Source organism: Arthrobacter bambusae, from assembly GCF_022606295.1.
GTDB lineage: Bacteria > Actinomycetota > Actinomycetes > Actinomycetales > Micrococcaceae > Arthrobacter > Arthrobacter bambusae_A.
In genome coordinates, this window is sequence record NZ_JAHHZS010000057.1 from 1 (window position 1) to 11,578 (window position 11,578).

Here is an 11,578-nt window from a genome sequence, read left to right on the forward strand (position 1 = left end):
CAAGGCCTTGCAACTCCTCGCCCGCCGCGGCGAAGTTGACGCCCAGGCACCGGCCCAGGCAATCGAGAAGTACAGCCTCCTCGATGTCAACGCCGGCACCACCGGCGGGGCGGGCGGCGAAAGCTAAGTCTCCAGCGAAGCAAGCCAAGCGACATCTCGACGGCGGTCCACACCGAAAGGTGCGGGCCGCCGTCGGGCTTTAACGCTTTTGCCGGCAAGCGCCCGTGGCGCCGTTCGGTGCAGTCGGCGCGTGACGCGTACCAATCGCAGTTGTAGCCTTCGCACAAATGGAGCTTGTGGATGATGCGCCGTATGCTCAAGGCATGGCAGAGCCGATTCAAACCCCCGCGAAACGTAAAGCGGCTGCGCGCACGGTAACTCCGGAAAAGGCGGAGACCCTCAAGCGGCTCCGTGCCAACGTGGGGCAACTGTCCACCACCACCATGCGCAAGCTTGAGAAATCGTTGCCGTGGTACAGCCGGCTGAGCTCCGACGAACGTTCAGCTTTGGGCCTGGTTGCCCAAAACGGAATCGCGGCTTTCGTGACGTGGTACGAACGGCCGAGCTCGCCGTCATGGATCCTGACGGACGTCTTTGGGAATGCTCCTACCGAGCTGACCCGCTCGATCAGCCTGCAAAAGGCCCTCCAGTTGATCCGGATCGTCGTCGAAGTGGTCGAGGACCAGGTCCCGGTGATCGCACCCGAAGCCGACCAACCGTCCTTGCGCGAAGCGGTCCTGCGCTATTCGCGGGAAGTTGCGTTCGCCGCCGCGGATGTCTATGCCCGCGCCGCCGAGTCCCGCGGTTCCTGGGACACCCGGCTCGAAGCGCTCATTGTCGACGCCATCCTCCGCGGCGAGAATACCGATGCCCTTCGTTCCCGGATCGCGGCCCTCGGCTGGAAGGCACAGGAGCGTTTCACGGTGATGGTGGGAAACTCGCCGTCGGAACCCAGCGCAAGCTACGTGAGCGAGTTGCGACGGACCGCCGGACGCTACGCGGAGGACGCCCTGGTCGGCATCCAGGGCGACCGCCTCATCCTGATTCTGGGTGGCGTGCAGGACCGCGACACCGCGTACCTGAAACTCAGCGAACTGTTCGCACCGGGCGCGGTGATCTACGGACCCGAGGCCGGCTCCCTCTTGGAAGCCAGCAGCTCCGCCCAGGCCGCCTTCGCAGGGCTGACCGCCGCCAAAGCCTGGCCGTCGGCTCCGCGACCGGTCGCCGCGGACGACCTTCTCCCGGAACGCGTCGTCTCAGGCGACGACGCTGCCCGCCGCTCCCTTATCAAGAACATCTACCGGCCGCTGCTCGCCGCGTCCAACGGCCTGGTCGAAACCCTCGGCACCTATTTGGAACTCGGCCATTCCCTCGAAGCGACTGCCCGCGAACTGTTCGTCCACGCGAACACCGTGCGGTATCGTCTCAAGCGCGTCTGCGACGTCACGGGGTGGGACCCGCTCCTCCCGCGGGAGGCTTTCGTGCTCCAAACCGCGTTGGTCGTGGGCCGGCTTTCGGCCCAGCCAAAGGCGACGCCGGAGCGTCACGGTACCCGATCCGCGGGTTGAACCGTTGTAGACTTCCTACAAACTGACCCAGTGAGCTTGGTGTACGCAAACACCAGTAGTTCACGCGGCAATTTGGAAAGCTGGTTACGTGCTTGCAATCGTCTGCCCTGGACAGGGCTCCCAGACCCCTGGATTTTTGGCCCCTTGGCTGGAGCTCCCTTCCGTAGAAGGCCATTTGGCCTCCCTGAGCGAAATCGCAGGCATCGACCTCAAAGCCCACGGCACCACCTCCGATGAAGAAACCATCAAGGACACTGCCGTCGCGCAGCCCTTGATCGTCGCCGCAGGCCTCGTCGCAGCGAAATCGCTGTTCGACGTCGAACTCAGCACCCTTCCGATCGTCCTGGCCGGCCACTCGGTCGGCGAAATCACGGCCTCGGCGCTGGCGGGTGTCCTGAGCGAAGAAGAAGCCATGACGTTTGTCCGCGAGCGTGCCAACAGCATGGCCGCTGCCGCCGCCGTCACCCCCACCGGGATGAGTGCCGTCGTCGGAGGCGATCCGGCCGAGGTGCTTTCCGCCATCGAGGCTGCCGGCGCAACTCCTGCGAACGTCAACGGCGCGGGCCAGACCGTAGCCGCGGGCACGTTCGAACAGCTGCAGGCACTGGCTGACAACCCTCCGGCGAAGGCCAGGGTGATCCCGCTGAAGGTCGCCGGAGCATTCCACACCTCCCACATGGCTCCGGCCGTGAGCGCGCTTGAAGCACTCCGTCCCTCGCTCAAGCCGCAGGCCCCCACGGTTCCGTTGCTCTCGAACTTCGACGGCCGGGAAGTCACGGACGGCGGCGCCGCCGTCGAAAGCCTGATCGCCCAGGTCTCGCGCCCGGTGCGTTGGGACCTCTGCATGGAGAACCTTGTCCAGCGCGGGGTCACCGGCCTCATCGAACTGGCACCGGCCGGCACCCTCGCGGGCCTCGCCAAGCGCGGCATGCCGGGCGTGAAAACCGTTGCCGTCAAGTCACCGGACGATTTGTCCGCTGCACTTGCACTCTTCGCGGAATTGGAGGGAGACGCATGAGCGCCCCCGTACTCAAGCAGGCACCGACGAAAGAATTCTCACGGATTGCGGGCATCGGGGCATACCGCCCGGACATCATCGTCACCAACGACGACGTCTGCCAGTGGATCGATTCCTCGGATGAATGGATCCGCCAGCGCACGGGCATCGTCACCCGCCATCGCGCCGCGGCCGATGTCAGCGTCATTGACATGGCCGAAGGGGCGGCGCGCGAGGCGCTCAAGCAGGCCGGCATCGAGGCTTCCCAGCTGGGTGCCGTCATCGTCTCCACCGTCACGCACCCCTATGCGACGCCGTCCGCCGCTGCCGCCTTGACCGACCGCTTGGGCGCCACGCCGGCACCGGCCTTCGACATCTCCGCGGCATGTGCGGGCTACTGCTACGGCATTGCCCAGGGCGATGCCTTGGTCCGCTCGGGCGCGGCTGAATACGTCTTGGTGGTCGGCGCCGAGAAGCTCTCGGACGTCATCGACAACCATGAGCGAACCATTTCCTTCCTCCTCGGCGACGGTGCCGGCGCCGTGATCATCGGCCCGTCCGACACGCCCGGCATTGCCCCGTCCGTCTGGGGATCCGATGGCAGCAAGTGGAACGCGATCGGCATGACGCATTCCCTCGACGAAGTCCGCAACCTGGGCGAGTCTGCCCGCCATTCGGACGAATCCGACGATCAGGCCATTATTTCCGCAGCGCAGGATGTCTGGCCGACGCTCCGCCAGGACGGGCAGACGGTCTTCCGTTGGGCCGTGTGGGAAATGGCGAAGGTTGCGCAGCAAGCCCTGGACGCCGCAGGAATCGAAGCCTCGGATCTCGCCGCCTTTGTCCCCCACCAGGCGAACATGCGGATCATCGACGAGATGGTCAAGAAGCTCAAACTTCCCGAGACCGTGGTGGTCGCACGGGACATCGCCGATGCGGGAAACACGTCCGCCGCCTCCATTCCGCTGGCCACGCACCGGCTCTTGAAGGAGAACCCTGGGCTCAGCGGTGGCCTTGCCTTGCAGATCGGCTTCGGCGCCGGTCTGGTGTTCGGTGCCCAGGTGATCGTTCTTCCGTAGCTCGGGCGGCGTCTGCCTTCCAATTGAATAGTGCTTTGAAACCCAAGCCGTATCCGCGGTTTGCCCCCATTTCCGGCAATAGCCGGACAACAAGAAAAGGAGCCAACAATGGCTAGCAACGAAGAAATCCTGGCCGGCCTGGCTGAAATCGTGAACGAAGAGACCGGCCTCGCCACCGAAGCCGTGGAGCTGGACAAGTCCTTCACCGAGGACCTGGACATTGACTCCATCTCCATGATGACCATCGTCGTCAACGCTGAAGAGAAGTTCGGCGTCCGCATCCCGGACGAAGAGGTCAAGAACCTCAAGACCGTCGGCGACGCCGTCAACTTCATCTCGAACGCACAGGCCTAGCCTGGCCTCAACTGTGCCGGACTTCGGGTGCGACCTGTTGCATCCGAAGCCCGGCACAGCTGCTATATCTCCCAAAGTTTTTTCCTGCCTTCCCCGTGAGAACAGCACATGGGTTGGCTGATCCGACAGAGAGTGATCGCATGGCACGCAAAGTAGTCATAACCGGTCTGGGCGCCACAACGCCCATCGGCGGCGACGTCCCCACAATGTGGAAGAACGCGCTCAAAGGGGTCTCCGGTGCCCACACACTCGAGGACGAGTGGGTTGCCAAGTATGACCTTCCGGTCCACTTTGCCGCCCGGTGCTCGACGCCGGCCCTCGAGGTCCTGAGCCGCGTTGAAGCCAAGCGCATGGACCCCTCCACGCAGTTCGGTGTCATCGCCGCACGCGAGGCCTGGGCAGATTCCGGTATCACCGAAATCGACCACGACCGCCTTGCCGTGGCCTTCGCTACGGGCATCGGCGGCGTCTGGACGCTTCTGGACGCTTGGGACACGCTGAGGGAAAAGGGTCCCCGCCGGGTCCTTCCCATGACAGTTCCGATGCTCATGCCGAACGGCGTCGCCGCGGCCGTCAGCCTCGACCTTGGTGCCCGCGCCGGTGCGCACACCCCGGTTTCCGCGTGCGCTTCCGGCACCGAAGCCATGCACCTCGGCCTGGATCTCATCCGCTCGGGCAAGGCCGACGTCGTTGTGTGCGGTGGTGCCGAAGCCGCCATCCACCCGATGCCGCTTGCCGCGTTTTCCTCGATGCAGGCGCTCTCCCGCCGCAATGACGATCCCGAGCACGCTTCGCGGCCTTACGACCGCGACCGCGACGGCTTCGTCATGGGTGAAGGCGCCGGCGCCCTGGTCCTGGAAGCCGAGGAGCACGCGATCGCCCGCGGCGCGCGCATCTACGCTGAGCTCGCTGGTACCTCGGTCACGGCTGACGCCTACCACATCACGGCGCCGGACCCGGAAGGCCTGGGCGCTACCCGCGCCTTGAAGGCTGCCATGTTCGACGGCCGCATCCAGGCCGAGGATGTCGTTCACGTCAACGCCCACGCCACCTCGACCCCTGTCGGTGACAAGCCCGAGTACACGGCGCTCCGTGCCGCACTGGGCGCCCACGTCGACAATGTGGCAGTCTCTGCCACCAAGTCGCAGATGGGCCACCTGTTGGGCGCTTCAGGGGCCGTAGAAGCAGTGCTGACTGTTCTTGCCGTTTACGAACGCCAGGCTCCGTTGACCATCAACCTTGAGAACCAGGATCCGGAGATCCCGCTCGATGTCGTCACTTCGGCACGCACTTTGCCCGCCGGTGACATTGTCGCTTTGAGCAACTCCTTCGGTTTCGGCGGCCACAACGCCGTCATCGCCATCCGCAACGTCTGACAGTCGCTGCAGGTCGAGGCGCAAGCCAGGCACAAGAGGAGGGCCCCACCGTGGTGGGGCCCTCCTCTTTGCTATGGAAAAACTGTCTCGGTACTTTGTTCCCTAACCGACTTGGTGGAGCCAGCGCACAGGGGCGCCTTCGGCAGCATGCCGGAAGGGCTCGAGCTCCTCGTCCCAGGCCTCGCCGAGCGCCAAGGAAAGCTCATGGTAGACGGCGGCAGGATCTCCCGCCCCCGACTCGTAGGCGTAGCGGATGCGGTCCTCGGTCACCATGATGTTGCCGTGGACATCGGTGACGGCATGGAAAATACCCAACTCCGGAGTGTGCGACCAACGCGCGCCGTCCACGCCTTGGCTCGGCTCCTCGGTGACTTCGTAGCGTAGGTGTGCCCACCCACGCAGCGCCGAAGCCAATTGGGCACCCGTTCCAGGGACTCCTGCCCAAGAGAGCTCGGCGCGGAACATTCCGGGCGCGGCAGGTTGAGGGGTCCACTCAAGATCGGTCCGCTTGTCAACGACCGATCCAATGGCCCACTCAACGTGAGGGCACAACGCGGTAGGGGCCGAATGCACAAACAAGACACCGCGGGTTATTGCAACAGACATTCCATCCTCCATAGCTGTAGGTACGTCTTCCCCAACGACCTCTGCTCGGATGAAATTTTGTTGCGCGGGTGCCGCGCTGTTCCGGTTTCCCTACCTATCTACGATTTTTTCCGCAGCGGAAGAACATTCAAGTTTTGGTTGAAAGTTTCCCCACAGTGCTTTCATTTTGCCGTACGGACCGGAATTACGCCAGTGCGATTCCCGGACGGGCGGTCTTTCTCCCTTTTGACTCTTCGAAGTGTTGCACGGTTTCTTGTCCTTAGGCACGAGGGTGGGCTTGTTGGTAGCTCTTGCGAAGCCGGTCCACGGAGACGTGGGTGTAGATCTGTGTTGTTGCGAGGCTGCTGTGTCCCAGAATTTCCTGCACCGCACGCAGGTCCGCCCCGCCGTCGAGCAGATGGGTGGCGGCCGTGTGGCGCAGCGCGTGGGGTCCGGTTGCCGCGGTATCTCCCAAGGCTGCAAGGAGGTTATTGACGACACTGCGGGCCTGGCGCTGATCGATGCGGTTACCCCTGGAACTGAGAAAAAGCGCCGGTCCGCTACGCTCGGTTGCGAGCCGTGGACGGCCGCGGCGAAGCCAGTCGTCGACGGCGAGCGCAGCCGGCACACCATAGGGCACCGTCCGTTCCTTGTTTCCTTTACCGAGCACGCGAAGAGTCCGGCGGTCCTGATCGAGATCGTCGATGTCCAGGCCGGCAAGCTCGCCGACGCGGATCCCCGTGGCATAGAGCAATTCGACGACGGCGCGGTTTCTCAACGGCATCGCAGAGCCGTCAGCGGCTGTCTCTGACAGGTTTTCGAAGATCCTGGAGACCTGCTGCTGGTGAAGAACTCCAGGGAGTGTGTGGTCACGCTTGGGGGCCTGGAGGCGAATAGCCGGGTCCGAGGCGATGAGTTCTTCCCGCAGGGCCCAGGAGGTGAACGCGCGGGCCGTCGCGGCGTGCCGGGCGAGTGTTGCCCTGGACCGGCCGGATTCACTTTGTGCCCCCAGCCAACGCCGGAGGGTGCCGAGCTCCAGGTCCGCAAGGTCCCCCACGCCCTCCGCCGCAGCGAAGCGCAGCAGGCTCTCGACGTCGGCGATGTATGCCCTTACTGTGTGGGCGGACCTGGCCCGTTCGCTTTCGAGGTAGCGACGGAAGTCCTGAACGGACCCGGCGAGTGCTTCGGGGAGCGATTTCTCTTGCACCCTTCCACTGTGCCAGCCGAGGGGCCCGGTAGTTGGCATCGCCACGTTCGGCCATCTTCACCGTTGACCGATGGACTTGTAAATCCTGTAGTACTGCCACACGAGCAACCCCTGCCAGACCGCGAAAAGAACCCAAAGCCATACCGGGCCAGGGCCGCCTTGGACGAACAGGACCGCTCCCACGATCAGAAGGGGCCGATTTGCTGTCCAATCACGAACCTCGCGGGCTGCGCCCTTGACTTCGTAGTCACTTCGGCTCCTTTGCTGAAACGATGGAAGGACGGTCCCCCATATCGCCCCTAGAGACTAGGCCAACTTTCAGTTAACTAATAGTCGACTGTCGATTAAGTTGCGAATTTGAGACCCCGAACCAGGCTCAGCCTGCCATCCGGTCCCAAAATCAGCCCTGCTTACCCGACCTCTTCCAGGCCCCGCTCACTGATACCGCCAAACCCAACAGCCCAAGGCGTCCAAGACCGGCCCTGACGGACTCGGGGCTAAGTCCCGCAACGACCGCGAGCTTCTCCACCGAGCTCGTCGAGCGGACCGGCAACGCGTCGAGCAGAATCAGGTCCTCGAGGGTGAGCCCGTCGTGGTCTGAGGCCGCCGTTTCCTTGTCCCCGACGAGCCCCTCACCGCTCGACCCCGCCAGTTCAGCGATCTCTCCGACGTCCGTGACGCAAACAACTCCGCCATCCCGGAGGAGCCGATGGCAGCCCGCAGAGTTGGCGCTGTGAATGGACCCCGGGACCGCGGCGACCGCCCTGCCAATGGATTCAGCATGATGAGCTGTATTCAAGGCACCCGAACGCCATCGCGCTTCGACCACCACGGTCACGGCTGCCAAGGCGGCGATAATCCTGTTCCGCTGAAGGAACCTATAGCGGGTGGGCGCCGAGCCGGGGGGAACCTCCGCGATGACCGCACCTTGGTTTGCCACGGCACGCAAGAGATCCTCGTTTCCGGATGGATAGTATCGATCCACTCCCCCGGCCATCACCGCGATCGTCGGCATGTCGTTTGTGCCCCCGGCCAAAGCCCCGCGGTGCGCATGCGCGTCGATGCCGTAGGTTCTGTACCCCTCTCTGGCGTGTTGCATGTGAAACCGACCTTCACTAACTCAGACTTGGGAAGTGACCAAGCTTGAAGACAACTGGCTTCTGTATAAGAGGCGTGACCTCTCCCGTATCGCAGACGCCGTTCTCGACCGGTCGTCGCCCGTCAGGCCACTGACGACCTCGCTGGTCGGGCGCCCTCTCTTCGTGAATTCGACGGGTCTCGAACACGCGGCACTCAATCAGTTCTTCCGGTCTCCGACGATGCTCGCCCGGGCGGACTCGACACAGTGGAGATATGCACACTCCCTGAGAGTCTGGCTCAATTTCCTTGACCTGGTCGGCGAGTCATGGGACACGGCAACCGCAGAGACCTTGTCCGGCCTGAAGGACTGGAGGCGCTCGAACCCCGACAACCCGAAGCGAATAACTGGACGTGCTTGGACGACGGATCTGGCTGCATATTTCGTGTTCTATCGGTGGGCAGCTAGCCGATTTGGGGTTGAGGGTCCATTTTCCGGCGAAGGCGGAGCAAGTTTCGCCGAGGAAATGAGTTCAAAGCGGTTTGCAACAAACCGGGTTAGGTCAACCGACGTGAAATGGCTGACACCCGCCGCCTACCGCAGGTGGAGGGACATCGGACTACTTGGATTCGATCGGGATGGCGTTGAAAGGCGGCGATGGAGGCACAGGTCCGAAGAGCGCGATCAAGCGTTCGTCGACGGACTCTACAGGACCGGGCTGAGGATTCAGGAGTGGTCCAGCGTGCTGATCCCTGAGCTGCCGACGCGGCAGGAAATGCGTCGGTTCCATACCGCACGCCTCGCGGACGCCTGTGCCAAGGGTGGAGTCGGCCGGGACTACTGGATCCGATCCGATGTGCTCGGACAGATCCAAACGTACGTCGAACACGACCGTGCGCGGGCGGTCCAGCGCGGCCGCGCCTCAGGCCTTTACGAGGATTTGCCGGATCTGCTGGTCGTCGACCATGCGTTCGAGGGAGGCCTCGCCGAGGCAACGGACAGGTCCGGGCGACAACAAGAGATCGACCTGAATGACCTAAAACCAGAGATCCGCTTGTCCCTATGCATGCGCGGTCCAGACGGCCTCGAGCCCCTTCATCTGTGGCTCAACGAAGATGGATCCCCGCGCCGAAAGCGAGCCTGGTACCAGACTTTCCTTAGTGCCAATAGGCGAGTCCGGTCGCAGGGCATCCAGGGGCTGCGGTGTCATCCCCATATGTTGCGACATAGCTTCGCCCTGCGCTGGTACGCCGTTGGCAAATCCGCCTGGGAAAACCGGATCAGCCACCTCTCCGATTGGGAGCGGCGGGACTTTCGCGACCAGTTCGGCGACACCTGGAACGTCATCCAAGGGCTTTTAGGTCACTCGAGCGTTGAAACTACACGAAATATCTATTTGGAGCCTTTCAGGAACCTCAGCACGGCCCTGCTGCTGGAGCAGGTCGACGACGACGATTTCGCCCAGATGCAGATGCGCGTATTGTCCGGAAACCCGCGGGTGGCAGACGACCCGCTTCGCCAAGGTGGTGCCGCATAGCCCGCGCTGCATTGCCTCCCGCGTCTTTTCGTACCCCCGCGCGGATCGACCACGAGGCCAAAACTGTACATTTCGTGTCTGAGGACGGAGAAGATGCACGTACATTCCATTTCTCCCAACTGCCCGTATCTGACGAGCTAACCGCCTTACTGATGAGGTCATTCGCCAGAGCTACCTCGGCGACCGGAACCCGCAAGACGCTGTCCTCCGCAGAGTCAAGCTTCTCCGCGCTTTCGCGTTTCGCTCGTCTCATAGCCGAGTCGCCGGTGGCCGTCTCATCTCCGAAGCAACTGGACAGCAGGCATGTAGCTCTGTTGGGTCGCATCGGAGAAACGAAGCGTTACCATATGACCACAGCTCTGAGAAGCTCGCTCCGTGGCGACCCGGAGTTGTCGGAGTCGTTCATCTCCGCCCTTTTCCATCAAGTGACGCGACCTGATTCCGCTAATCCCACGGCCGGATACGCGGCTGGTGATTATCGCCAGATAGTCGATGAAGCGAGACGGCGGGTGCGCCATGCCCTCGCACGCATCAGGAGTTTGAGGGATCAACTGGAGTCGACTCCGGAGTCGGAATTCGATGAGCGAATGAGTTTGCTCACTACTCTTCGGGCAACCGGCAGCGTGGAACGAATTCTGGACTTAGAGGGCGTGCGAGCTAAAGACCGGCCGCGAATCCGAATGCCACTGACTCGTGGACTGTTTCCCTCACGAGATGAGATCGCTGCCCTCGTGCTCCTCTTCGTCGCCACCACAGGACAAAACCCATCCACCGTGGCCAGACTAAGCGCAGAGCATCTTCGCTCCACCGACGATTCGGATAGCTCCGGAGATGTCATCTTCACCCGCACTTCCAAACCAAGACGGGGAGCTCACTCATCAGAAATGACCGCGGCGCTCCAGCACGGAGGTATCGACGAGTTCACAGGCGAGTACGTGCGACAAACGGATGACTTGAGAAGTGAAGCTGGACTTTACCGGATCGCTCTCGAACTCTGTGACGACCTGCGTCGTATCGCCGGCAGTAGTCATCTGATTCTCTGGCTTAGAGGACAGGGCTCCTTGGGGCGGATCGTTCCGTTCAATCCCTCGCACGTCGGACCTTTCTTGGCCTATGAAGTGAACGGAGTCGCGATAACCGTTCGGCTCTCATCGATTAGGAAGCACCATCTCGAACTGACCCAAAGACCTGTGGATCATACAGCGACCACGCTCGCGTCCACGTATCTACGGCGCAATGCTGCTGCTCTGCCGGAATATCAAAAGGTAGTCGGCAGAGTGCTCGATGACGTGGTTCGCGAGGCGCAGGCGAGCAACAAGGTGAAGCTGATGTCTGATCAGGACCTCGCCGAAGCCTTTGCAAACCCCAAAGGTCTGGCGAAGCGTCTCGGGCTCAACCTTGAGACCCTTCAGCGAGTGATGGCGGGCGCCACCGATACCGTCGCCACCGCGTGTTCGGGCCCTCGGTCGACCCCATACCCAACGGATTCTGCAGGATATTGCACGGCTTCGTTCCTCCTCTGCCTCGGCTGCCCCTGCGCTGTCTCAGAACCCCGCCATCATCCGATCCAGGCGCTCCTCTGGAAGATGCTCGACGAACGCCGGCAGGAACTGACCCCTGAGGAATGGAACGGCCAATATGGATCAGCCTTCAGTCAATTGACCGACTTGCTCGACATCCAGTCGGTCGACATAGAAGAAGCTGCGAAACTGGTTTCCGGGACAGACCGACGGCTCCTCGAGTCACTCCTCACCGGACAATTGGAGATCCGATGACCACAGCTCTTGCTATTGAATT

The 11,578-nt window shown here is 62.7% G+C and carries 9 protein-coding genes and 1 pseudogene; 7 read left to right on the forward strand and 3 right to left on the reverse strand.

The annotated features are described in order from the left end of the window. The first annotated feature begins 323 nt into the window (after positions 1–323). The 5 genes from KNN17_RS21360 to fabF all read left to right on the forward strand — a co-directional run bounded on the left by KNN17_RS21360 (position 324) and on the right by fabF (position 5,374). Positions 324–1,568, forward strand: coding sequence for a PucR family transcriptional regulator (locus KNN17_RS21360; RefSeq protein WP_241710847.1), 1,245 nt, complete (start codon positions 324–326; stop codon positions 1,566–1,568). An 88-nt stretch (positions 1,569–1,656) separates the two neighbouring features. Next, positions 1,657–2,586, forward strand: coding sequence for an ACP S-malonyltransferase (locus KNN17_RS21365; protein WP_078108620.1), 930 nt, complete (start codon positions 1,657–1,659; stop codon positions 2,584–2,586). Next, the gene (locus KNN17_RS21370; RefSeq protein ID WP_241710848.1) at positions 2,583–3,644 is read left to right on the forward strand and encodes a beta-ketoacyl-ACP synthase III; all 1,062 of its coding nucleotides are present in this window, start codon (positions 2,583–2,585) and stop codon (positions 3,642–3,644) included. The genes KNN17_RS21365 and KNN17_RS21370 overlap by 4 nt, the downstream gene beginning before the upstream one ends. Positions 3,645–3,752: 108 nt before the next feature. Beyond that, positions 3,753–3,998: an acyl carrier protein gene (locus KNN17_RS21375; protein ID WP_028267518.1), complete on the forward strand. Its 246-nt coding sequence runs from the start codon at positions 3,753–3,755 to the stop codon at positions 3,996–3,998. A 140-nt stretch (positions 3,999–4,138) separates the two neighbouring features. Further along, positions 4,139–5,374 (forward strand): beta-ketoacyl-ACP synthase II, encoded by a 1,236-nt coding sequence (fabF, locus tag KNN17_RS21380; protein ID WP_241710849.1) that lies wholly within the window; start codon positions 4,139–4,141, stop codon positions 5,372–5,374. Positions 5,375–5,476: 102 nt separating this feature from the next. On the opposite strand, the gene KNN17_RS21385 is transcribed toward fabF, so the two are convergent. The 3 genes and pseudogenes from KNN17_RS21385 to KNN17_RS21395 all read right to left on the reverse strand — a co-directional run. After that, the gene (locus KNN17_RS21385; protein ID WP_078108617.1) at positions 5,477–5,980 is read right to left on the reverse strand and encodes a DUF3145 domain-containing protein; all 504 of its coding nucleotides are present in this window, start codon (positions 5,978–5,980) and stop codon (positions 5,477–5,479) included. A gap of 259 nt (positions 5,981–6,239) precedes the next feature. Next, positions 6,240–7,166 carry a tyrosine recombinase XerC gene (locus KNN17_RS21390; protein ID WP_241710850.1) on the reverse strand — a complete coding sequence of 309 codons (927 nt, stop codon included), beginning with the start codon at positions 7,164–7,166 and terminating at the stop codon, positions 6,240–6,242. Between the two features lie 400 nt (positions 7,167–7,566). Further along, a pseudogene (locus KNN17_RS21395) lies at positions 7,567–8,235 on the reverse strand (DNA-processing protein DprA); the annotation flags it as partial. 751 nt (positions 8,236–8,986) lie between these two features. Here KNN17_RS21395 and KNN17_RS21400 point away from each other — a divergent pair. Both KNN17_RS21400 and KNN17_RS21405 read left to right on the forward strand, forming a co-directional pair. After that, a complete protein-coding gene (locus KNN17_RS21400) occupies positions 8,987–9,781 on the forward strand; it encodes a hypothetical protein (protein ID WP_372489718.1) in 795 nt (264 codons plus the stop codon). Positions 9,782–10,128: 347 nt separating this feature from the next. Next, positions 10,129–11,556, forward strand: coding sequence for a hypothetical protein (locus tag KNN17_RS21405; protein WP_241710851.1), 1,428 nt, complete (start codon positions 10,129–10,131; stop codon positions 11,554–11,556). Positions 11,557–11,578: the final 22 nt, after the last annotated feature.

Coding starts and splice junctions, on each gene's coding strand:
- KNN17_RS21360 (WP_241710847.1), top strand. CDS start 324: ATGGCAGAGCCGATTCAAACCCCCGCGAAACGTAAAGCGGCTGCGCGC.
- KNN17_RS21370 (WP_241710848.1), top strand. CDS start 2,583: ATGAGCGCCCCCGTACTCAAGCAGGCACCGACGAAAGAATTCTCACGG.
- KNN17_RS21375 (WP_028267518.1), top strand. CDS start 3,753: ATGGCTAGCAACGAAGAAATCCTGGCCGGCCTGGCTGAAATCGTGAAC.
- fabF (WP_241710849.1), top strand. CDS start 4,139: ATGGCACGCAAAGTAGTCATAACCGGTCTGGGCGCCACAACGCCCATC.
- KNN17_RS21385 (WP_078108617.1), bottom strand. CDS start 5,980: ATGTCTGTTGCAATAACCCGCGGTGTCTTGTTTGTGCATTCGGCCCCT.
- KNN17_RS21405 (WP_241710851.1), top strand. CDS start 10,129: ATGACCACAGCTCTGAGAAGCTCGCTCCGTGGCGACCCGGAGTTGTCG.